The sequence below is a fragment of the Mesorhizobium sp. AR07 genome (assembly GCF_024746815.1).
In the GTDB taxonomy this organism is placed as follows: domain Bacteria; phylum Pseudomonadota; class Alphaproteobacteria; order Rhizobiales; family Rhizobiaceae; genus Mesorhizobium.
This window is the reverse complement of the sequence record NZ_CP080527.1, coordinates 83,077-105,004: the sequence shown is the minus strand read 5'-3', so window position 1 is coordinate 105,004 and position 21,928 is coordinate 83,077. Positions and strand designations below refer to the sequence as shown.

Sequence of the window (21,928 nt, the reverse complement as noted above, 5' to 3'; positions counted from 1 at the left end):
GTTAGACTTCGTAGCGGCCAGGGTTGTAAAGAGCGAGATTAGTGGGATCGCGGAACCAGGCGATCGTTTCTTCCAAACCGCGCTCAAAGCCGTCAAGACCACCGTAGATCGGCCTCCAACCTGCCCTGGTAAGCGCAAGACCATTGTCGCCCCAGAGGCGCTCGACCTCGCTTGCTTCTGGACGCAGGCGGGCCGCGTCAATCTCGATCGTAATCTCTACACCCATCTTGTGGGCGATCAGTTTCACCGCTTCACCGACCGAGATCTCATAATTTGATGCGAGATTGGTCACATGCCCAATCGATTTCGCCGATTTGGCGAGTGCTATGAAGCCAGAAACTGTATCCTTTACATAATTGAAGTCCCTCGTCGGCCGGGTATCCCCGAGCTTGATCGATGTGATCCCAGCAGCAATTTGCGTGATAATCGTCGGCAAGACGGCTCGAGCCGATTGTCTAGGGCCGTATGTGTTAAACGGGCGAACCACCGAAACTGGAGTGTCGAAGCTCTTGTGGTAGGATAGCGCTATCATATCTGCCCCAATTTTAGAGGCTGAATACGGACTTTGCGCCTGCAGCGGATGGTCCTCCGTTATTGGGACGGCACGTGCGGTGCCGTAAACCTCACTAGTCGATGTGACTATACAACGTTCAACAGAATTAGACCGCGCCGCTTCAACAACGTTGGCAGTCCCACCAACATTAGTCTCCAAGTAAGCTTGTGGAGCTACATATGAATAGGGTATAGCGATCAACGCGGCGAGGTGGAAGACCACGTCGATGTCCTTCGTGATCGTGTTCACAAAGAATGGGTCGCGGATGTCGCCCGGACGGTAATCAATCGCCTCGCGGATGTCACGAGCAGCATGGTCGAGCCATCCTTTCGTACCAAGTGAATTGTAGATTGTGAGGGCCCGGACATTTGCGCCTTGGCGAACAAGCTCCTCGGTGAGATGCGAACCGATGAATCCGTCCGCGCCAGTCACCAGAACTCTTTTGCCTGAAATTGTTAAAATGTCGTCTATCCGCATAGTACAGCAGCCTTAGTCTCCTTGAGTACCATGACCTTGGCGCTCTCAATGGATAGCTCGTGACGGTGGTGGCCGGCCTCGACTTTAATTCGAGCGCGCTCGAGATCTGGCAGCGTTCCGACGTCAATCCAGTCCTCGATCAACGGAAACGCGCCGACTCGAAACCCGAGTGGAATTAGAGTTTCGATCAGAGACGGCATATCGACTTTACCCGCGGGGACATGCTCCAAGACCGACGGTGACAAGACATAGATCGCGACGTTGATCTGGTGGATGATTTTTGGCTTCTCGCGAATGCGGGAGATAAGCCCGTCGACCTGATCGATGACGCCAAATTGCATCTGGATAGGAAAGGGACGGACGCTAACGGTGATGTCATAACCTGCCGCGTTGTGGAACTCGACAAGGCGGCCGAACTGCGCAGTGGTTATGACATCGCCGTTGACAACGAGGAGGGGGTGTTTGATCTCGCGAGGTAGCAGCGAAAGGCAGCCCGCCGTACCAAATGGCGTGGTTTCCTTGAGATAGCGAACGCGAGCACCAAACGAAGATCCATCGCCAAAATGGTTCGTTACCACATCCCCTTCGAAGAAGAGTGACACGAAAATATCGCTGATGCCATTGTCTACCAAATTGTCGAGCAAATGCTCGGCGATGGGCTTGCCGCCAACATCCAGCATTGGCTTAGGTGTGGTCTTTGTCAAATCGCCGAGCCTGCGTCCGAAGCCGCCTGCCATTATTAGTCCGTGCGCGTCGAGCCTCGTGGGGCTCGGCATGCGAATCTCTGTGTGTACAATACGATGCCCAGGCTCGTCATATTTCGCCTCAATGCGTGGGAAGCGGCTTTTAAGCGCCACGCGCGCAGGCGTTCGGCACTTGCGCTCTATCTCGTCATAAGAAGATAGCAAAAGCTCGATGCAGGTTTGGTCGTCAATGCCTAGCGCGAGCAGACGGCGCCACTCATGATGGTGGATTTCGGCCTGCAGACATTGCTCTTCGTCGACGACGAACATGTTCTCGAAAGTCGTCTCGGCGAAAAACGCAGTTACGCTCGAAGCCTTCTGATCAGCCCGTACAACACCAAGCATAAGCTCCCCCATAACATTTGCTGGTCAATCGACCAGCTCCCATGCGGGTTAAGGTTAATCACAGACAATACTTCATTTATTCGGATTCATGTAAGAATACATGCCGTCAGATTTTCGTGATGATTCAGAGCTTATTACGCATATCTAATATTACAGCGTTATCTCCAAATCCATTCTCAGGCTTATCTTCAGACGCGTGTTTGTGTTTGCGATTGTGCCGGCCTTATGGCAATTCATATTTTCTGAGTCAAGCTTGTCATGAATAATAGAATGTGCACTTTGTATGCCGTCTAATTGTCGGCGCGATGTTACTTTTATCGGTAGGAAAAACAACTGAGAGTGGAAGAAGTATTACAGTTGCGTTTCATGATTTCTTGCCCTTTTCCCATTCCGCCACGGAAGACTAAAGAGGGTTATTGGCGATGATTGAACCGATTGAAATGACATTGGAGATATGAGCCTCGTCACTACGCGAGGTGAAGTCCCGGATCAGGGGCTTGCCTTCAGGAACATGTGGCGATTTCGGCCGGACTAATTCCCTGAAGGCCTGTTCCGGGACGAGCATCGCAGGACCGGTTGGACGCGCGCCGAGGCTGCGGCTGCCCCCGGGCCGTCGCGCCAACAGGCCATTCTCTGAAGGGTCAAATGGGATGCAGACGCTGCCCCCATGCAAAGGACGGGTTTCGTTATGGTCGAGGCGCAGTTTGTTCTCCGCCGTAAGAAGGCCTTGCTCGATAATCCTGTGACATTAAGAGTCCTGGAGACGGCAAATGCCCCCCGCGCGCGCTTGCCGAGCACCCTGCCGACCAAACAGCAACAGTAACCTCATGTTTCAATCATGAAATTGCCCGTGAAAAAGGGCTCCTAGCGGTCTTCTGAATGGAGGCCGGAAGGCAGCCGGATTCGTCTGGATCGGGAGAAATGAGGAGATGGTCATGCGACAAAATGCCGTAATCGGTTTCAGTGGGGTCCGATTATCCTGATCGATCGAGCCACTCATCGGCGGTCGCCGGCAAGACGCGATCGCAGCGGCGGACGTTTCTGGCAACAAGTAGCTATCGAAGCGACGGCATGCTGATGACCGCGTGTGTCGGGCGGAGCATTGCGCTTGCCCCGATCTGTCCAGTTCGCAAAGGATACGGATCGCGGCAAGCTTGGGTATGCGACGGCACGTGCCAGAATGCGAAAGGGCAGGCTTACTACGCGGTCTTGGCCCCACAAAATCACGACTCGTCAGCGCAGAAGTTGGCCGTTGGTTTGTTCGATATGGATCCGCCAGGAGATCGCGCGCTGACTTTCTCCCACGCGCTGCCCATGCCCGTGCCTCTTACCTTGAAAAAGGCGATGCCCAGGGCGAGCATGGCGTGGTCTTCGGCCGTATGGAACGCTTTAACGGCCCCCAGCATTGTTCACCCCGACCACATCGGACTGGCCAGCGAGGCGGAAAACCTGCCCTTGGTCGAATTGGTATAGTGCTTGCCCATGGCTGGAACGGCAGAACGGCGCCTTTGTTGCGCCGACACACCTTTCCGACCTTTGGCGATCCGCTAGCCCGACTGGAGACGCGGGTTGCAGCGCAACATTAGTGAACCGCAGCCCGGTAGTTTTTAAAGACGGCGTGTTGCCGCAGCTATTCCACCGTCACCGATTTCGCCAGATTGCGCGGCTGGTCGACATCGGTGCCCATGAAGTCGGCAGTGAAATAGGCGAGCATCTGGATCGGCAGCGCATAGATGATCGGCGAGATGATTTCCGGCACGTCCGGCAACACGATCGTCTCCATCGTCTTGACGCTTGTAAGTGCCGCACCCTTGCTGTCGGTGATCAGGATGATCTTGCCGCCGCGCGCCGCCACTTCCTGCATGTTGGACACGGTCTTCTCGAAAATGCGGTCATGCGGAGCGATGACGATTACCGGCATGTTCTCGTCGATCAGCGCGATCGGCCCGTGCTTCAGCTCGCCGGCGGCATAGCCTTCCGCATGGATGTAGGAGATTTCCTTGAGCTTCAGCGCGCCTTCCATGGCCAGCGGGAAATTGGTGTCGCGGCCGAGATAGAGCACGTCCTTGTAACGCGAGAGTTCGCGCGCGATCCGCTCGATCTGCTCTTCGAGCTTGAGCACCTGATTGGCATAGCGCGGCGCTTCCGAAAGCGCGCGAACCAGGGTCTTTTCCTGCTCCTTCGAGATCGTGCCGCGAGCCACGCCGGCGCGCACGGCGAGAGACGCCAGCACTGAGAGCTGGCAGGTAAATGCCTTGGTCGAGGCAACGCCGATCTCCGGGCCGGCCAGCGTCGGTAGCACCACATCGGATTCGCGCGCCATGGTCGATTCGCGCACATTGACGATGGCGCCGATCTTCATGCCCGCCTTGCGGCAGTAGCGTAGCGAGGCCAGCGTGTCGGCGGTCTCGCCCGATTGCGAGATGAAGAAAGCGGCATCGTTTGCCGACAGCGGCATTTCGCGATAGCGGAACTCCGAGGCGACATCGATATCGACCGGCAGCCGCGCATAGCGCTCAAACCAGTATTTGCCGATCAGGCCGGCCAGATAGGCGGTGCCGCAGGCCGAGATTGCCAGCCGGCCGATCTTGGCGAAGTCGAATGGCAGGTCGAGCGGCTTCGAGACGCCGGAGACGAAATCCACATAATGCGCCAGCGTGTGCGAGATCACCTCGGGCTGTTCATGGATTTCCTTTTCCATGAAATGCCGGCGGTTGCCCTTGTCGACCATGAAGCTGGTCGACAGCGACTGCTGGCGCTTGCGGACGACCTTTTTGCCGTCAATATCGAAGATACTAACGCCGCCGCGGCGCACCACCACCCAGTCGCCGTCTTCCAGATAGGTGATCGAGTTGGTGAAGGGTGCAAGCGCGATGGCGTCGGAGCCCAGGAACATCTCGCCGTCGCCATGGCCTACGGCCAGTGGCGGGCCGTTACGGGCGCCAATGATCAGGTCTTCGTCGCCCTTGAACATGATGGCCAGCGCAAAGGCGCCTTCCAGCCGCTTCAGTGCCTGGTGCGCGGCCTCTACCGGCTTCAGCCCCCCGGCCAGTTCGCGCGCCACCAGATGCGCCACCACCTCGGTGTCGGTCTGCGACGAGAAAGAATAGCCGTCGCGGATCAGCTCCTCGCGCAGTTCGGCGAAGTTCTCGATGATGCCGTTGTGGACGATGGCGACGCCGTCGGAAAAATGCGGATGCGCATTGGTCTCGTTGGGCACGCCATGCGTTGCCCAGCGTGTGTGGCCAATGCCGATCGTGCCGTCGAGCGGTTCATCCTTGAGCCGGCGCTCGAGGTTGCTCAGCTTGCCCTCGGCGCGGCGGCGGGCAAGCTGACCATGCTCGATGGTGGCGACACCGGCCGAGTCATAGCCGCGATATTCGAGCCGCTTCAGTGCACTCACGATAAGTGGCGCGACCTGCGACTGACCGACAATTCCAACGATACCGCACATGCTCTCAGTCCCCAATTCCCCATGGAAAACCAGCGAAAAGATCCGCCGACGAGATAAAATAGAATCAGTATATTCGATACTTAAGTTAGCTTCGACCTCAACAAATATCGCTTTAATACTTTCAAAAGCGAAGACCGGATCGTTTGGCAAGCCCTGCCATGATCTTCAGTAATGGAGCTGTAAGCTGGTTAAGTCGTGGCGGTGCTAGCACACCCGCACGGATCGCTTCGATCTCATCTAGGACGTCTTCGACCTCGCAACGCAGCCCGCTTTTAATACTAAGGTAGCGAGGATACAGGATCAGCGCTGCTGCCACCATTTCGTCAAGCGTCGGGCGCCGCGTTCTTCTCGGACAGGAAAGGCAATCTTGAGTCAGGCCCCAACCAGCATAGAAGGGCATTCCATAGGTCGAAACTGGCACCTCACGCATCAAGGCTTCAAACCCAGCGAGCGAAGTCGCTACGTGTATCCGTTGGGTCGTTGTCAGCCAACTAGAGAGCGAACCGCCCGCGGATTGAATATCGGCATGTAAGCTCGTACGATCGCCGTTCCTTAGACCCGCCGCGACGTCAGGGTGGGCGCGGTATGCGATCTTAGCTTTTGGATAAAAAGTTCGGACCAATTTCACAAGCTGATCGCCGGGTCGCGCGAGCGCACCGCCCATCAACACAGATTGGTCATCGACGACTTGACCAATGACAAGATGCACACACTCGTTCATGACGGGTCGGGTGCCATCGTCGACATTGTATTTCTCGATTGCTGACCCCACAATGCGCGCTCGGAGCTTTGCAGCGCGGTCCACGAGTGTGTCCGTCAGTCCATCGCCTGATTCTATGATGGTCTCGATACGGCTGGGCCGCGTTGCGTCATAGTAAAGCCCGATGGGATCAAAGACGAGCGACGCGGGACTCACGAGGGCGGCTCCAAGACCCACCGACCGAATGAAGCCGTCTTCGACGCTTATGTAACCTTGCTCGCCACCTAAGTCCTTTCCGAAGGCACCCCAGATCAGGTTATTCCGGCAGCTATTGAGTGCCCGAGGGCGAAGTCGCATAGAGAACGACACAGAAGCCCCAGGATGGGCTGCCATCGCTCGGACGGCTGCCCGTTTCCATCTGCCCGTTCCGTAGATGGTAATGGGCTTGTCGTCGAAACGTTCTGCCGCAGCCCACGAGGCAAGTCGATGCAGGCCTTGTAGCGCATCGCAGCGCTCGCGCTTCACGGGGTCCCACCACAAGGTCATTTCCTCGAGCACAACGGAGACGATTATGTCCGTCCGTCTTAAGATTTCATCCTTGGAATGCGGCGGATGGCAAGCCCGTCGCCCCAGAGCCACGATAGCGTCCGCGGAACCTGCGAGATCGGTTGTTAGGCCGAAACCCGCATAGAATGGCGCACCGAAGCATGTGACGGGAATGCCCCGTACCAGGGCCTCGAAGCCCGCACTGCTGGTGAGCGTAAAAACCTCATCAATCTCATCGAAGAAGATGGGCGCGGAGGAGCAATCTGACGTTGTGATATGTATTCCGTATGCCGCGCACATACGCGGCAAGATGGAGGCGAGCGCTGAATGGCCCCTTCCAGCGGCAACGTCTGGGTGGGTTCTGAGTACGAGCTCGGCACCCTCACTGAGCGACCGGTTAATCGCGTGCTTGGCCATGGCAATCACAGCATTATCACTGCCGCCGCCGTGCAAGAGAGAACGGTCATGCTTAACTTGGTCAATGATCCCTAGCTTAATCCGGCCTTGCTGGCGGATCGGTCCAAGGTAGTTGGAGGGAAGATTATACTTGCTTAGCCGTGCCCCTATTATTAATTCCCGCAAATCCGTTTTCGGCAGGTCTCCTTGGTCGGCAATGCGTGCGACCATCAACCGTTCGGCGGCAGACCCTGCTCCGCTACAGTCATAAGCTGGTTGATTAGCATCGATCATAACGCCCACCGAAGGCGTCGCGTAGGACTGTTTCGAAAGCCCCCAAGAGCGAAAATAGGGATCCTCGAGGAATAAGAAGGGAAGTCCGCGCGTCGCACAAAGGGTGCTTATCGACTCATTGCGCGGATTTCGACCCCAGCCACAGCCACCTTCAATCCCTCGGGCGTCACCGGCCCTCTGGATGAGGCGGGCGTCTAGCAGTAAGCTTATTTGCGTGTCGCGCGACAGCGCTCTGGAGCCCGCAAGAATGTTCGCGCCACTCCGCCAGGGCAGCGATGGCCGGCGGGGAGACCCATGGCTGTTTGCTGTATTCGTCAATGTATATCAGCCGGCGATCTGAGCGATCGAAATCGGCCCCCGAATGATGCCGTAAGTTTGGCTGACAAGGCCGAGGAACTTGTCGATCTCGACTGAAGGAGCGTTGGCTACGTACAGGATATCTCGATCCAGAATGCGTACTCGGCTCATGACCAATAGCGAGGCGGGATCAGACAAGCGAATGCGGTAGACTAATGGGAAAACATAATCCAGCGACTCCGCGTTTCCTCGCGCTTTGCCCATGATATCCCAACCGATCACGGAGGGATCGATGCGATTGCCGAGCGCCCGAACGAGTTCGGGGCGTTCGAAGCGAAAAAGAAAGACGCCCGACTGGTCTGCGCGACTGTCGTTTAGCCCCCCTGCAGTTCCCAAGGCTTCCGACAAAGTGAAATCATTTGACGGAATCGGCAGCGTGCCTTGGCGGACTACAGCGCCTAACGCCGTGAAAGTGACGCGTTGCCGGATCACAAGAATAGTGTCTTGGGGTTGCACATAGATATTCTCGCTAGGTCGCGAAATTATCGTGTGGAGTGCGACTGAGGCCGTGCGCTGGCCACGCATCAGACGGACAATTACTTCTTGCTCCGGAGCCTTAATCCCGCCTGCCGCAGCGATAACATCGAGAATTCGTTCGCCGCGGATACCAAGATTGACCTTGCCTCCACTCGTAACTTCACCGAGCACCGACGCTGTGGCCGTTGCATTGTTGGCTACGGAAACCATAACTTGCGGTTCAAGCGCGCGAGGACCAAGCTTTTTCTGGATGTCGGCGGCAACCGCCTTCGGCGTACGACCGGCAGCTCGTACTGTTCCAGCATAAGGAATGGTTATCAATCCGTCTCGGTCAATGGTCTGGTTAGGGATCACCGTCTGGTGCCCACCCGTAGCGAAGGGTCCGTCGGTCTGCGCGGTGAACAAGCCACCTGGGCCTGCCTCGAATACAGTGACGGAGAGGGTGTCGCCGATCCCGAGTTGTTGCGAAGGAGCCCCTGGATGGCTGCCAAACCCGTCTGCCAAGGAGGAACCCGATAGGCGCTCAAGGATCGAAGCCACGTCAGCGTCAAGGTCGACAACTTGATAGCCTTGGTTTGCGCGGCGTCCCTTCGGGTCTATTGTCGACGCATTTGGTCCGGACGCTGGGAGAGAAGCGCAGCCCCCGGTCGCAAAGAAAAGTCCAAAAATAAGAGTCCGCCGGGCGATCATGCGAAAGGCCGAATTACAATTTTAAGCAACATTGATCCATTCGTATCCATTCTTCCATGTCAACGTCATGAACCATTCGCACAAACACGAATTAAACGCACCGGTCGCTCATCGGAGGACGTACGGAAACATTCTCCGGTGCGGTTATCTCATCAGGCGGGTGAGGTTTCGCTTGAGTTGACAGGGGCTAACGTTAGCCTCCCCGAGAAGGTGTCCTTACCTCGCTGCATTCCGTGGCTCCCCAATGCTAACTGGGACATGCTCTGAACCATCGCTAGAGCCCTTGTCAATAAATTTTTCGCTCTCTCTCAAACATGACAGGATTGCAACAATATGAGGCCAATACATCCCCGAAAACGGGTGGCTCAACATGCTGAATTACAAGCCATGCTCTTAGTATTACAGTTGCAATTTTCTTATAATGCGGGCTGGCGTGCGAGGACTTGGTGAGCAAATATACCGTGAAATGTGCAAGTGTCGAGGCAATCTCGACAGCCGCCATTGTCTTCCTGACCCTAGTGCTGCAGGACGACAAAAAAGGGTTGCAGGTCAAGTATGGCGGAAGCTGGGTCGAGTGGACCCGCTCCCCGGAGCGCTTATTGTCAACGGCAGCGACGGTGCGTGCGATCATATCCAGTGCTAGGCGGGACTTTGTTGCGAAAGTCTTGCCGGCAGGCACCTGGGCCCGCGCCAAGCGGGCAGGGTCATCCGTCCAAGCCCTCGGAAGATACAGCGCGCGATCAACGAAAGCATGCCCGTGCCTGGATGCATAGGCCACAAACACCCCGATCTGGCAGGTGGCTATCTTGCCAGTCGAGCCGTAGACCTGCCGCACTACCCCACAGGACGCCACGGCCCGGGGTCACCCGCAGCCTCGGCTCGCATCCAGCCGGTCTTGCGATGCTCGTCCCAGAGCAGGCCTTCAAGGAACAGTCCGGCCGAGATTGCCACGCGTTCCTGAGGAAAAAGCCCACTGATCCGGGCCTTCACCTCGCGTAGTGACGAGGCCCATACCTCGAATGTCGTTTCAATCGATTGAACCATCGCCAATAATCCCTTTTAGCCGCCCGTCACGGAATCGAAGAAATAAGTAATTCGCCTATGAAACGCAATGGTAATACTTCCCTCTTTCTCCACTGCTTTTTAACGATAAAAGTAGCGTCGCGACTAGAATTTAGACGGCACACAAATCTCATATTATCTTGTTCGAAACAAGCTTGACTTAGCAAATCTGGATTGCCATAACCCCGGCACAATCAAGAATGGTAGCATAGGGCGACTGGTGGAAGGATAAACGTGAGGATGGCTATGGGGCTCACGATACAATATTAGCTTCCACTAATAAAAGTTGGATATTCCGTCAATCTGGAACTCGATTCGCTTACCTGAGTCCAGAACGATCAAGTATTACGCACTGCTCATGACATCGGCCCGGCGATCGAGACCAATCCGCTTTATGTCTCCCGCGCAGATCTTGAGGACTGGTCTGTCGTCGCCCTGTGGCTGTGTCCGACCCTCATGCACATCTGCGGCACGGTCCTTGCGGAGAGCCTATCGGCCGCTTCACTTCGAGACGTTGGCGGGCTTTCGGAAAGAGTCGGCCCGTCAAACGAGCATGGGCTGGTGCGAAATCCTCGCTTCGACACCGCGAAGGGGTGGATTACATCACGATCACCTTACAGCGTGCCTCTGGATGGAAAGCAGGCTGAACGACAGGCTCTCTGGAGAGGCAAGATGATTCCGATCGCACAAATGGAAAAATTGCTCGAAAATGGCCGAGCCTCAGCAGAGCGCGGACGCTCTCTCGATCATTTCCCGGTCGTTCGAATTATTTCGCTGGACACGGGATCGGAGTGGCTGCTCTCCGAAAGATCGCCCCACAACGACATGCTCGCCTTCGGTGCGTTCTTCCCCGGCGACGGCAGTGTACCGCTGATGGGTTGGGTATCAATCCCCGGGCTCATCTACAACCGCTCCAGGGCGGGCAGGCTGCTCGACTTCGATCCGGACTACCGCCCGTCCAGGCCGATCGGAACGATAGCCCCCGAGGTCCGTTTCGTCGGCGAAATACCGTCGAAACCATAAGGAGAAGGGGCGGCTATGCCGGCACTTTCGCCGTGGCTCCGCCGACGGTGGACCCCTTCCTCCGGAGGCGTTCCCGTCCTTCGGACCCTTGCCCCTTTCGGAATCGCTGTCGGCAGACGACCGTTAGATGAGATTCCGCCTGCGTATCCAGCAATGACTGTATTTCCGTGTCGGTTTCGCCCTGCCTTTGGACATGATGGCCCATTCTCGCGGCAACGTGCGGCGGCAGTTCCAGCATCATCAGCCCGAACAGCCGAAGCATGAAGAATGATGTGCTATTGGTTGTAAATCATCATGCCGAAGCCGACGAGAGAGCCGACGGATGCCGATCGACGACGCGAAACGCAGAAAGCGTTTGGTCAATCCGCTACGGGCTCGCCCACGGGCTCGGGCAATCTCTCGGGGAGATCGTTGCCGGGATTGGTTTCAATCGGGCCTTCACAACCCATGCCTCGACAGGGCCCGTCAAAAACTTCTTGTCTCGAACGGGTCGAATTCTCGAACCGCGGGTACTCCGGTAGCTGTTGGGTTTGGTTGGCCTCGTCAATCGTGCAGGGGGCGTCACCGCGCATACCCGCTCCGTGCGTTCCCGCCGATCCGATAGCAACGTTCACCTTTGTCAAACGGCTTCCAAAACTGACCCCCGATCGGCGTCCAATTTTGGGTCTGACTCAAATTCGATGATTTTGCATGGCGGCGTGGTGCTGTTTTCTGAGGGGAATCAGCACCATGGCGAACAATTTGCGTTTGTCGTCCCTGATCCCGGCCGGATTGATCGTCGAGAGTACCGCCGAGGACGAGGGCGTGATCGTGGTTTCAGCGCGTGCGGAGGTCGATAGGCGGGCTTGCCCGCTGTGCGGGAAGTCGTCGAACCGAATCCATAGCCGATATGTCAGGACGGTTGCGGATTTGCCCTGCGCGGGCAGGAAGATCCAACTTCGGCTCGTTGCGAGACGCTTCGTCTGCAGTGCACCGCTCTGTCGACGACGGATATTTGCCGAACGGTTTGATGACGGGGTTGTCGCGGAGAGATCCCGCCGGACCTCGCGTCTGGAATGCGTCGTTCACCACTTAGGATTGGCGCTCGGCGGCAGGCCGGCCGCGAGCATTGCCAAGCGGCTGATGGTGCCGGTCAGCAACGATACGCTGCTGCGGGTGGTGCGGCGGCGAAGCTGCGTGCGAACCGATCCTCTCAGCATTGTCGGCATTGATGACTGGGCCTTCCGCCGCAACCATCGCTACGGCACCATCGTATGCGATCTGGAGCGGCGGCGGATCGTGACACTTTTGCCGGACCGCGAGATCGCGACCGTCCAGGCGTGGCTTACGGATCATCAGGAGATCGGAATAATCGCACGTGACCGGGGCGGCGGTTACGGCGAAGCGGCGGCGAAGGCGTTACCGCACGCGATCCAGGTCGCCGATCGCTGGCATCTCATGGAGAACGCCAGTTCTGCCTTCCTGGATGCCGTCCGGAAATCGATGCGTTCGATCCGTGCTGCGATCGGCGCCACCAAGGTCGATCCAGACCTGCTCACTTGCGCCGAGAAGCTGCAATATGAGGGCTATCTGCGGCGCGAAGAGACCAACGCCGTGATCATGAGGCTCGCAGGCGAAGGCGTTTCTATCAAAGAGATCGTGCGCCGAAGCGGCCACAGCCGCAAGCTCGTCCGCCAGGTGATCCGTGGTGAGCGGACAGATGTGTTCCGGGTTCGGCAGAGTTCGCTGGATGCGCAATTGCCATTGCTGGATGAGCTATGGGCTTCGGGCTGCCACAATGGAGCTGAGCTCTGGCGACGCCTGCACGCCAAAGGCTTTCGCGGTTCCCTTCGCGTGGTCGGAGAGTGGGCAACCCGCCGACGGCGGGCCGAACGCGCTTCTGATCAGCAACTGCAAAAGGTGCCGTCGGCCAGGACGATCGCGCGGCTGATGACGACCGCCCGGGACCATCTGACCAAGTCCGACACGGTGACCATCGCTGCCATCGAGACAAGGGTGCCTATCTTGGTCGAAGCACGTTGCCTGATCGACAGGTTCCATTCGATGGTCCGCAAAAAGATTGAGGCGGATCTTGATCCGTGGATCGTCGATGCCAGCACGAGTGTCATCGCGTCCTTCGCCAGCGGCATCACGCGCGACCGCGCAGCCGTCCGCGCCGCGATCACCGAACCCTGGTCAAACGGTCAGACGGAGGGCCAGATTACGAAACTCAAGCTCGTGAAGCGCCAGATGTACGGACGCGGAAAGCTCGATCTCCTTCAAGCCAGATTGATCGGTGCTGCATGAACGCAAACTTCATCGAGATTGCGTCAGACCCAAAATTGGACGCCGATTCCCCGGCTTATGGGGTCAATTTTGCACGCCGATTCACATTCACCTTGACTTTGCCGAGTTCCTGGACCGCCTTCTCCACAGTGTGGCCTGCGCCCCGGGCTATGGTTCCCGCGTCTTTGCGAACTTGATGCCAGCTGGGTCCGTGTCCCCAACCTCCGGCATGAGCGTCGCCTATCGGGCTCGCGCTGCCGAAGGCGACGAGCATGATGGTAAAGGCATGGAAGCATCCTCCAGGATTGCCTCGGTTCCGCTTGGAACCTCACCTTTGCAACCCATGCCGCCTTGTAGCGCTGGCGCTTTGCCGTTGCGGGGCAATTCAAGAGTCTCGAATTTTTTCTTCCTCTAGGGCTCCTTCGCCAGGCGAAGAGCGAATTCCGAATGTAGCTTTTTCAGACCCTGCTCGATCCTGCTTGCTTGGTTGCGCTGGGTGTTGCAAATTCCGACGATTAACCGGACATCGTTCCGATCAAAAACCGGACGCGATTGGAGTGCACCCCCAGACTGAGACAAGGAAAATAGCGGACAGTTTCCCGTGTTAAGCTATGCAGCCTTTTCCATCTGTCGCCCGCGTGAATGCTTCTGTTCGTATTCCTCCGGACTGAGGTAGTCGAGCGCCGAATGCAGGCGCTGCGTATTGTAAACGGTCTCTATGAAAGCGCCGATGTGCTTGCGGGCATCATCTGCATCCTTATAGGCGAGACCTTGCACCTCTTCCTGTTTCAGGGTTTTCATGAAGCTCTCCGCCTTCGCATTGTCGTAAGGATTGCCGACACGACTCATGCTCGCCTGGATACCGTGTAGATGCAGAAGTTCGGAGTAGGCCCCGCAAGCGTATTGAACCCCGCGGTCGGAATGATGAATGAGGCTCCCGGGTACGGGCTGGCGATCAGCGATGGCCATCTCGAGAGCTTCGATGGCAAGGCTTGCTCTAAGATGCGTATCCAGCGCCCATCCGACAACCTTGCGGCTGAACGCGTCAAGGACAACGGCAAGGAAGGCAAACTCCTCAGCCAGATGCAGGAAGGTGATATCGGCAACCCATAGCTGGTTTACGCCATTGAGGATCATTCCCCTCGCGAGGTTCGGCACGACTTGCCAACCATGCCTGGAGTTGGTCGTCACAGGAACAAAGGGGCTAGCGCGCAGGCACAACAGATTGTCTTCACGCATGATCCGCAGAACGCATTTGTGATTAACTTGCCACCCCTCACGCCGAAGCAGGGCTCCAATCCGGCGGTACCCGTAGTGTGTGTTGCCGAGAGCCAGCTTCTGAATGAGATCGCGCAAACCCGTCTCGGCTCGACGAGGGGCTGAACCCAGCCAGTGACGGTAATAGCTCGCGCGGCTGACACCAGCGAGCCAGCACATTCTGTCGATGTTGAATTCGCCTTGCGACAGGCCGGTCATCATCTTTTCGATGATTTTGAAGATCCCATTTCGCCAGGAGCGCTGCTCCGACGCTGATCTTCCTCGAAGTGCCGCAAGGCTTCGCGAAAAAAATCGAGATCGAGCTGCTGCTGCCCGACCTTCTGCTCCAGTTCCCTGATCCGGCGCCTGGCCTTGGTCAGTGCCTTTTCCTGAGGTGCCGGCACATCCACTGCACTCTGCAGCTGTGCGGTCCCGTCAACTCCTGCTGTCGATCTGGCCGGCCGGCCGCGCCGACGTGACTTCAAATTGCCACGAAGCCTGAGATGATCACGCCACTCGTAAAGTCGTTGGCGACTGACGCCAACCTCATCTGCCAACTTGCTGACGGTTTCGCCCGCCTCCATGCGCCGGAGAAGCTCCAGCTTTTGGTCATCATCAATAACTCTTTGCCGTCCGGCCATGCCCCAGTTTCCTCTCCTTGCGGGGAAACTGTCCGCTATTTTCCTTGTCTCAGTCTGGGGTGCACTCCATCACTGTCCGGTTTCATTGGAATACGCAGGTGTCATTCAGACGCACGATATCCTTGCTGCTGTCATCGGATTGTTGGCGGCAGACGATGCCATGCCAAACAGCGCCTTGCAGCGCCTCAGTGGCGGACTGGAAGGTCTGGTCGAGAAAACAGGCCAGACTCTTATGCACCATGTCCGTGGTCGGGTGCTTTCGGTGCGCTTCTTCAAGCTCAGCGACGACGAAGGCAGGGGCGTAATATCGGAACGGCAGCTTCTTTTCGTAGACCTTAAAGAGAGACCTGTGCGCGGGAAGCATTTTGCGTTGATTTTGTTTGATCTTTTCCGCTTCCGGGGTAAAGGGTGCAAAGTATCAGCGCTGACGTCGTCGGCTGTATCTTCTGACGCTCTCGTGTGAGCGTCAGTGGTGTTTTTGCCCGCTATCCAGCCATACCGAGGACCTTCAAACTGCGTTTCATATTGTAGGCGATGGCAGTGAGGCGAATTTGAACGCCTGCCTTTGCAAGCCCTCGCCATCGCATCCGGCGAAGGCCGTAGCTTCGTTTCCACGTGCCAAAGATCTTCTCGATCCGGCCACGAATGCGATGGATCGGTTGGTTCCAGGCCTCAAGGCGTGCCAGTGTTTCGGCTTCGTCCCGTCCCCACATGCCGGTGGCGACGATGTGTGGCGTTCCACCCTTGGCACGCACCGCGTCGCCGAAATGATTGCCGCGATAGGCGCTATCGGCAAACACCTGGCCGGGATTGTCAGGCAGAGCATCGGGACCGGCCTTGCCGTCGTTGATGTTGGCGGGTGTGACGGCGATCTCCTCGACCAGAGCTGTATCGGCGTCGGCACCGACATGGGCCTTGAAGCCATGAACCGCTGGTCGACCCTTATGCTTGACCCAATGGCCCTCTTCGTCATCCTCACTGGCCGAGGCGATGATCGTCGCATCGACAAGCGTACCGGTCTTCACCTGAATCGCTTTGGCCTTGAGCTGGCCGGTGATCTCGTCGAACAGCGTCTTGTCCAGACCATGGGCCACAAGGGCCTTTCGAAAACGCACGAAAGCCGTTCGCTCAGGTGTCGGCTCTTGAGCCGAAAACCCGCAGAACCGTCGGAACGAACGATCCTCTGTCGTCCAACGCCTCGGCAAGCTTGACGTCGGACAAGTCGTACCAGATCGACAGCAGCATCGCCTTGAACAAGGCCTCTGGCGGCCAGGCAGGCTCGCCCTTCGAAGAGCAGGAAATCCCACAAAGGGCCTGATCGATCGGCACCCAGTCAATCAGTCTGGCAAGCGCATCCAAAGACGAATGCTGGCCGCGATCAACGGCAAAACCAAACTTTTCCTGACCAATGCGCCGACGTGTCATCGCATCCCTCAATCCATTGTACTGATTGAGAGAATCACAGATCAACACGCCAGTCCAGACACCCGCGCACAGGTCTCAAAGAACAGCTTTGCGCGCTCCCTTTCGAAATCATGGAGCGCGATATGGGCAATGCTGCCGATTTTCCGGGTCAAAACGCCCGGATTGTCGCTAGGGAGCGACCCACCGCCCGATCCAGAGCCAAAATCCGCTCTGAACGATGCCCGGGGGAAAAACGAACCAACCATGTTGCACCTCTGTAACGATGCGCCACCTACGCGGATGATGTGGGCATTGACGACGTAGGTTTCAATTCCGGCGAAATGATGCTTCGCGGGTTCGGTCAACCCGCCCCCTGCGGCCGCCTTGGAGGGCGGCACTGGCATAGTTCAAACCAGGCGCCGCCGCGGATCTTCGCCCGATCCGTTCGGGACGTTGCCGTCCTAACAATCCGGGCGAGGACGCCGTTCGGGCCGATAATCGCCGCAGTGCTCCCTCTTACGATGTGATCGCTCGCTACCCCGACGCCGGTGAGGCCGGATCCATCCCCCACGAACGTGGCGGTAATGGTCGAGGCGCTGATAACCGGCGCGTCGGAAGGGCAACCGATGTCGCACCGGCTTGCCTCGCCGAAGCACAAGTGGCCACCCTGCACGCCCATGGTGGCGCTAAACGTAGCCACTGTGCCCGGTCCTGCGATGCGCCCCTCGTTAATGGCAGCTCATGACACGCGGATTGGCGAAGCCGCTGCAACTACTTGGCTCTCCCGGATATGTCTGACAGACAAGTGTGGATGAGGAGAAAGGCCCAATTCCGGTCCCTCTTGTAATATTCTCGGTAGCTCCCACCGCGTCGGCTGCAATCGAAGCTGTCATGTCGCAGGTATTCGTGAATTCCAACTCATAGGTCATAGTCGCGGTGGTGGCGCCTGACTCAGGTGCATGGCTGGTCTGGGGGGCTACTGTTACACATTCCTGATGGAGTTTCTCGTTATAATTCATGCACTTGCTTTGAACTGACGTTCTATCTCCACCTTGTGGCTTTAGACCTCTCGCAAACTCAAATTGCCGCTCCTGCAAGGCGAGACAAAGTTGCGTGCCTTTATTCTCACCGTCGCAATGGTTTTTAAATTCTGCTCTGTTCACTTCCGCTATGGAATTCAGACTTTGCGGGTCAACGGTGTCAGATGGCGAAATGCCCCCTGACAGATCCGCCTTGCGTTTTGCAATTGCCATGCACTCGGCGGAGTAGATGGCCATTTTGCAGTTGAATTTGGTTTCTAGCGCGGGCAGGCCCTCAAGATCATACCCAGGATCAAATGGTTTCGGCTTGTCTGCTGCCGCTTGTGGCTGGTTCAGAGGCGCTTTTATTTTTGGGGGCGGGGCGGGGGTTGCCGTTTTGGGGTTTTTATCTAGTTTTGCGAGGCAATCAGCGCGTTTGCTTTCTATTTCTCGGAGCTGCTCTAAGTGGTATTGGCAGTCCTGCGCGCTATAGCTGCAGTTTTGGGAGGCATAGTAAGCCTGTTCACTTCGCATACCCGCTGCGGCGCTTGCTCGATCGTGATAATGGCCTAAGCAGGCCAATTCAGCTTGTGTTGTGGCATGAGATGATCCGGCTAAAGTGGAAGCTAGAACAATCAACGTCGACACAATTAGAGCGCACGGCCTTTTCATGTGGTCCCTCTTCTCAAGCCGAAGCGACCATAGACCTTATTCTACGACAAACTTGAGACATCGCGGATAAGGTGCTATTGTAACTTTACACACGCAATGTTGCAACCAAGTTCGAATGTCGCTCGGCCAGCAAAGTAGAAATGTCGCCAGGAGGTAATTCGCACGGCAGGTCGCAGCAATTTAGAAACGCGACAGTGACCCGCTTCTTGGCGCCGACGTGAGCACCTGATCGGGCGTAAGCTGGTCGGGATTGCGCAGCCCGATCGGGTGCGATCCAGAAGGCTCCCGGCTTTAGCTTTGAGAGCTGACTTCACTCGGCAGCATCCAGCCTTGCCAGCGCTTGTTGTCGACGCGCGATGACAGCAGGATCATTCATGAAATCCTTCCTACGCCCCGGCTTCCTGTCGCGCTTCTGATAGCCAGTCTGTTCGCTGTTCGTCTTAATCTTCGGCGCGGGCCGCGCCTCATCTTGCTGGCTCTTGATCCAGGACAGAACCTCGCCAAGCCGCTTGTTCTCGGTGACCGCGGCGTGGGTGACGCGCTGCTCTTTGTCGAAGACAGTGTAGGGCAGGGAGCATGCCTTCCACCGAACATCCAGGCGACCGTCGGCGAACTCGTAAATATCGACATATCTGCCGACCAGGCCGCATGAGATATCGTTCTTCTCCAGCATGATCTGCTTGCGTTCGTAGGAGAAAGACAATTGCTGGCCGACATAGCGCTGCTCGCGTTTGCAGAGCAGGTCGCGGAGTCGATCGGCCGGCATGTTCAAGACACGATGTCGATACCGGGTCAATACTCCCCATCGCACGATGCAGATTGTCCGACCGGGTAGGGATCTTCGCAAACTTGTCGTTGAAGCTGGTCGTGAATGCCGGCAGAAAAGCGTTGGCTTCTTCGATATCTGAGATGCCAGCAAGACGCAGTTCCTTCACAAGCCGGTCCTGCAGCGTGCGATTGACACGTTCGACCCGGCCCTTGGCCTGGCTCGAATTGGCGCACAGGATCTCGATGTTGAGCTCGGACAAGGCTCGGCCGAATTGGGTCATGCCGCGGCCGGCACGAGCCTCGGCCTTCGCCACCCGAAACACCGTGTGCTTGTCGGAATAGAACGCTATCGGGCAACCATGCGCCTTCAGATAAAGCTCCAGGGCCTCGAAGTAACTGAACGTGCTCTCCGACTTCACAAAGCGAAGCTGCTGGAGCTTGCCGGTCGCGTCATCGATGAAGACGAGCAGGGTGCATGGGTCGCCGCGCTCCTCGAACCAACGGTGATCACTGCCGTCGATCTGCACCAGCTCGCCATAAGATTCCCGGCGCAGACGCGGCTGATGGAATGTCCGGCGCTGCTTCCGCGACAGCCAAATCCCAGCCTCCGCCATCCATTTGCGAAGCGTCTCACGCGATATGGTGACGCCATGGTCCTCGGCCAACTTCTCAGCCGCAAGCGTCGGCCCAAAGTCCAGATAGTGTTCGCGGACGAGCGATAGAGTGAAATCCCGAATGCCGTCTATAATCTGATGGTTCGAACGCCGGCCGCGCGCCTTGTGGCGCAGTCCGCCAGCGCCGTCGACCTGAAGCGTCTTCAAAAGCCTCTGCACTTGGCGCCTGGTCAGACCCAGCACATGTGCCGCAGCGATGGTCGTCATCCGCCGATCAGTGACTTTCGACAGCACCTCTATGCGTTGAAGCTCGCGTTCGCTCATCAAAACCAATCCCACTTGCTGTCTCCCTCACAAACGGCGCCGGGGAGAATGGCATTCAGCAAAGGGGAAGCGACATTCCTACTTTGCAGAAGTGGGACATTTTAACTTTGCTCGTACACGCAATGTCAAAGCGATTTAGAGACGCGACACCGCCAGCAAGTTAGAAATGCGACAGTGACGCGCTTCTTGGCGCCGAAGGGAGCGCCCGATCGGGCGTCAGCTGGTCAGGGTTGCGCAGCCCGATCGGGGGCGATCAATCGTGGCTTCTTCGGCTTTAGCTTTGAGAGCCTGCCAACGACATGGATGCGAAGGGCAGCGTCCGACCAGCCTACGACATTGGCGCAATGTCGCTGATGATCTGGTCACGACATCTCATTCCGCAGCTTCCAGCCTCGTTAGCGCCTGTTCTCGCCGTGCGATGACGGCGGGATCGTTCATGAAATCCGTCCTTCGGCCAGGCTTGCGCCCACGCTTCACATAGCCGTTGCTCTGGCTGCCATCAGGGATCCCGAACATATGGTCCGTCTGGCCGGTGCGGCGGGGTCCATGCTGGCTTCGCGTCAGTTCGCGGCCAGCCTGCATCTCGGCCACCATTGCAAGCGCTTCGTCCAGGCGTTTGTTCTCGACAATCTCCGATCTATGAACCGAGCGCAGCTTGTCGAAAGTTCTGTAGGGCAGGAGGGTGGTGCCCTCCATGATCTCGAGCCGGCCGTCGGGATAGTCGCAGACGACGACCTTCTTGCCGGCCAGGCGCTTCGCGAAGGCGCTTGGATCGAGGATGAACAGCACCTTGTCGTAGCGCAGTGTCAAAGCCTGGGACAGCGTGCGGAACTCTTTGCGGCACATCGCGCCGTCCAGGTTCTCGTGCTTGGCAAGAGGACGGTGCATGTTCTTCGGATTGCGTGGCTCCTTGCCAAAACGGGCATTGAAGTCGGCAGCGAACTCCGACGCAAAAGCATTGGCCGCCTCGATCGTGCTGATGCCGCGCAGGCGCAGCTCCTTCACAAGCCGGTCCTGGAGCGTCTGATTAGCCCGCTCGACACGGCCTTTAGCCTGAGGGGTATTGGCGCAGATGATGTCGATGTTCAGTTCGTAAAGCGCTCGGCCGAACTGGGTCAAACCGGTCGTCCGATCCTTCTCCGAACCATGCGTCGTGCGGAAGACGCCATGCTTGTCGCTGTAGAAGGAGATCGGCTTACCCCATTCCTGTAAATACGCCTTCGTGGCGATCAGATAGTCGAACGTATTCTCCGAACCAGCAAAGCGCAGATGCAGCAGCTTGCCCGTCGCGTCGTCGATGTAAACGAGCAGGGCGCATTTAGGGCCGCGGTTCTCGAACCACCAATGGTGCGAGCCGTCGATCTGAACCAACTCGCCGAGGCAGTCGCGCCGACCCCGTGGCTGGTGAAACTGCTTCTTGCGCTCCCGGCGCGATGTCCAAATGCCAGCTTCCGTCATCCATTTGCGTAGCGTCTCGGTGCTGACGGCGATCTGGTGCCACTCAAGCAGCTTCTCGCGGGCAAGCGTCGGGCCGAAGTCCCGGTAGCGATCGCGCACCAGATCCAATGCGGTGTTGCGGAAGTCCTCATCATGGCGTCGATTGCTCGGCCGGCCGCGCTTCTTGGACGCCAGCCCGCCGGCGCCGTCCAGGTCATAGGCCTGCAACAGCCGGTGAACCTGACTGCGGCTGAGATGAAGAAGCTCCGCCGCCTGGACGACGCTCAGCCGCCGGTCACGGATCTTCTGGATGGCTTCAAGACGATGCAGCTCTTTTTGCGACAAGGTGACCAAAGGCATGACGGCTCCCGCAACAAGCCCGGTCTCACGCCAGGCTCTGTGAAGTCGCC

16 protein-coding genes and 3 pseudogenes are annotated in these 21,928 nt (G+C 57.4%); 4 read left to right on the top strand and 15 right to left on the bottom strand.

Annotated elements, in window-relative coordinates:
• Position 1: 1 nt before the first annotated feature.
• Positions 2-1,030: an NAD-dependent 4,6-dehydratase LegB gene (locus BPNPMPFG_RS34965; protein ID WP_258598101.1), complete on the bottom strand. Its 1,029-nt coding sequence runs from the start codon at positions 1,028-1,030 to the stop codon at positions 2-4.
• The gene (locus BPNPMPFG_RS34960) at positions 1,021-2,118 is read right to left on the bottom strand and encodes a nucleotidyltransferase family protein (RefSeq protein ID WP_258598099.1); all 1,098 of its coding nucleotides are present in this window, start codon (positions 2,116-2,118) and stop codon (positions 1,021-1,023) included. Before BPNPMPFG_RS34960 ends, BPNPMPFG_RS34965 begins: the two co-directional genes overlap by 10 nt.
• Before the next feature lie 458 nt (positions 2,119-2,576).
• Between BPNPMPFG_RS34960 and BPNPMPFG_RS34955 the strand changes: the two are divergent.
• Positions 2,577-2,752: pseudogene (locus tag BPNPMPFG_RS34955) on the top strand (IS701 family transposase); the annotation flags it as partial.
• A 589-nt stretch (positions 2,753-3,341) separates the two neighbouring features.
• Here the strand turns inward: BPNPMPFG_RS34955 and BPNPMPFG_RS34950 are convergent.
• The 5 genes and pseudogenes from BPNPMPFG_RS34950 to BPNPMPFG_RS34930 all read right to left on the bottom strand — a co-directional run.
• Positions 3,342-3,524 carry a hypothetical protein gene (locus tag BPNPMPFG_RS34950; RefSeq protein WP_258598097.1) on the bottom strand — a complete coding sequence of 61 codons (183 nt, stop codon included), beginning with the start codon at positions 3,522-3,524 and terminating at the stop codon, positions 3,342-3,344.
• Between the two features lie 224 nt (positions 3,525-3,748).
• On the bottom strand, positions 3,749-5,572 hold the full coding sequence (gene glmS / locus BPNPMPFG_RS34945) for a glutamine--fructose-6-phosphate transaminase (isomerizing) (protein ID WP_258598095.1): 1,824 nt from the start codon (positions 5,570-5,572) through the stop codon (positions 3,749-3,751).
• Between the two features lie 121 nt (positions 5,573-5,693).
• Positions 5,694-7,508, bottom strand: coding sequence for a capsular polysaccharide export protein, LipB/KpsS family (locus BPNPMPFG_RS34940; protein WP_258598093.1), 1,815 nt, complete (start codon positions 7,506-7,508; stop codon positions 5,694-5,696).
• 324 nt (positions 7,509-7,832) lie between these two features.
• On the bottom strand, positions 7,833-8,882 hold the full coding sequence (locus BPNPMPFG_RS34935) for a polysaccharide biosynthesis/export family protein (protein ID WP_258598091.1): 1,050 nt from the start codon (positions 8,880-8,882) through the stop codon (positions 7,833-7,835).
• A gap of 757 nt (positions 8,883-9,639) precedes the next feature.
• Positions 9,640-10,076: pseudogene (locus BPNPMPFG_RS34930) on the bottom strand (transposase); the annotation flags it as partial.
• Between the two features lie 690 nt (positions 10,077-10,766).
• On the opposite strand from BPNPMPFG_RS34930, the gene BPNPMPFG_RS34925 reads away from it, so the two are divergent.
• Positions 10,767-11,117: a DUF2958 domain-containing protein gene (locus BPNPMPFG_RS34925; protein ID WP_258598090.1), complete on the top strand. Its 351-nt coding sequence runs from the start codon at positions 10,767-10,769 to the stop codon at positions 11,115-11,117.
• A gap of 729 nt (positions 11,118-11,846) precedes the next feature.
• Complete coding sequence (locus BPNPMPFG_RS34920) at positions 11,847-13,403, top strand: ISL3 family transposase (RefSeq protein ID WP_258598088.1); 1,557 nt, start codon at positions 11,847-11,849, stop codon at positions 13,401-13,403.
• A gap of 588 nt (positions 13,404-13,991) precedes the next feature.
• Here BPNPMPFG_RS34920 and BPNPMPFG_RS34915 read toward each other — a convergent pair.
• Complete coding sequence (locus tag BPNPMPFG_RS34915; RefSeq protein ID WP_258598087.1) at positions 13,992-14,861, bottom strand: IS3 family transposase; 870 nt, start codon at positions 14,859-14,861, stop codon at positions 13,992-13,994.
• The gene (locus BPNPMPFG_RS34910) at positions 14,858-15,280 is read right to left on the bottom strand and encodes a helix-turn-helix domain-containing protein (RefSeq protein ID WP_258598085.1); all 423 of its coding nucleotides are present in this window, start codon (positions 15,278-15,280) and stop codon (positions 14,858-14,860) included. Before BPNPMPFG_RS34910 ends, BPNPMPFG_RS34915 begins: the two co-directional genes overlap by 4 nt.
• Here BPNPMPFG_RS34910 and BPNPMPFG_RS34905 point away from each other — a divergent pair.
• Positions 15,279-15,743 carry a hypothetical protein gene (locus BPNPMPFG_RS34905; protein ID WP_258598084.1) on the top strand — a complete coding sequence of 155 codons (465 nt, stop codon included), beginning with the start codon at positions 15,279-15,281 and terminating at the stop codon, positions 15,741-15,743. The two genes, BPNPMPFG_RS34910 and BPNPMPFG_RS34905, sit on opposite strands and share 2 nt — an antisense overlap.
• Positions 15,744-15,765: 22 nt before the next feature.
• Here BPNPMPFG_RS34905 and BPNPMPFG_RS34900 read toward each other — a convergent pair whose 3' ends face one another.
• From BPNPMPFG_RS34900 to BPNPMPFG_RS34875, 6 genes and pseudogenes are all read right to left on the bottom strand, one after another.
• Complete coding sequence (locus BPNPMPFG_RS34900) at positions 15,766-16,485, bottom strand: IS5 family transposase (protein ID WP_258598069.1); 720 nt, start codon at positions 16,483-16,485, stop codon at positions 15,766-15,768.
• The gene (locus BPNPMPFG_RS34895) at positions 16,409-16,705 is read right to left on the bottom strand and encodes a transposase (protein WP_258598070.1); all 297 of its coding nucleotides are present in this window, start codon (positions 16,703-16,705) and stop codon (positions 16,409-16,411) included. Before BPNPMPFG_RS34895 ends, BPNPMPFG_RS34900 begins: the two co-directional genes overlap by 77 nt.
• Before the next feature lie 41 nt (positions 16,706-16,746).
• The gene (locus BPNPMPFG_RS34890) at positions 16,747-17,049 is read right to left on the bottom strand and encodes a hypothetical protein (RefSeq protein WP_258598083.1); all 303 of its coding nucleotides are present in this window, start codon (positions 17,047-17,049) and stop codon (positions 16,747-16,749) included.
• 363 nt (positions 17,050-17,412) lie between these two features.
• Positions 17,413-18,375 carry a hypothetical protein gene (locus tag BPNPMPFG_RS34885; RefSeq protein WP_258598082.1) on the bottom strand — a complete coding sequence of 321 codons (963 nt, stop codon included), beginning with the start codon at positions 18,373-18,375 and terminating at the stop codon, positions 17,413-17,415.
• 310 nt (positions 18,376-18,685) lie between these two features.
• A pseudogene (locus BPNPMPFG_RS34880) lies at positions 18,686-20,096 on the bottom strand (ISNCY family transposase).
• Between the two features lie 357 nt (positions 20,097-20,453).
• Positions 20,454-21,878, bottom strand: a complete 1,425-nt coding sequence (locus BPNPMPFG_RS34875) for an ISNCY family transposase (RefSeq protein ID WP_258598081.1) — start codon at positions 21,876-21,878, stop codon at positions 20,454-20,456.
• Between the last annotated feature and the right edge of the window lie 50 nt (positions 21,879-21,928).

Bases quoted from the DNA above. Each gene is read 5' to 3' on its own strand.
- BPNPMPFG_RS34965 (WP_258598101.1), bottom strand. From the start codon at position 1,030: ATGCGGATAGACGACATTTTAACAATTTCAGGCAAAAGAGTTCTGGTG.
- BPNPMPFG_RS34960 (WP_258598099.1), bottom strand. From the start codon at position 2,118: ATGCTTGGTGTTGTACGGGCTGATCAGAAGGCTTCGAGCGTAACTGCG.
- BPNPMPFG_RS34950 (WP_258598097.1), bottom strand. From the start codon at position 3,524: ATGCTGGGGGCCGTTAAAGCGTTCCATACGGCCGAAGACCACGCCATG.
- glmS (WP_258598095.1), bottom strand. From the start codon at position 5,572: ATGTGCGGTATCGTTGGAATTGTCGGTCAGTCGCAGGTCGCGCCACTT.
- BPNPMPFG_RS34940 (WP_258598093.1), bottom strand. From the start codon at position 7,508: ATGATCGATGCTAATCAACCAGCTTATGACTGTAGCGGAGCAGGGTCT.
- BPNPMPFG_RS34925 (WP_258598090.1), top strand. From the start codon at position 10,767: ATGATTCCGATCGCACAAATGGAAAAATTGCTCGAAAATGGCCGAGCC.
- BPNPMPFG_RS34920 (WP_258598088.1), top strand. From the start codon at position 11,847: ATGGCGAACAATTTGCGTTTGTCGTCCCTGATCCCGGCCGGATTGATC.
- BPNPMPFG_RS34915 (WP_258598087.1), bottom strand. From the start codon at position 14,861: ATGATGACCGGCCTGTCGCAAGGCGAATTCAACATCGACAGAATGTGC.
- BPNPMPFG_RS34905 (WP_258598084.1), top strand. From the start codon at position 15,279: ATGCCCCAGTTTCCTCTCCTTGCGGGGAAACTGTCCGCTATTTTCCTT.
- BPNPMPFG_RS34910 (WP_258598085.1), bottom strand. From the start codon at position 15,280: ATGGCCGGACGGCAAAGAGTTATTGATGATGACCAAAAGCTGGAGCTT.
- BPNPMPFG_RS34895 (WP_258598070.1), bottom strand. From the start codon at position 16,705: ATGACACGTCGGCGCATTGGTCAGGAAAAGTTTGGTTTTGCCGTTGAT.
- BPNPMPFG_RS34885 (WP_258598082.1), bottom strand. From the start codon at position 18,375: ATGAAAAGGCCGTGCGCTCTAATTGTGTCGACGTTGATTGTTCTAGCT.
- BPNPMPFG_RS34875 (WP_258598081.1), bottom strand. From the start codon at position 21,878: ATGCCTTTGGTCACCTTGTCGCAAAAAGAGCTGCATCGTCTTGAAGCC.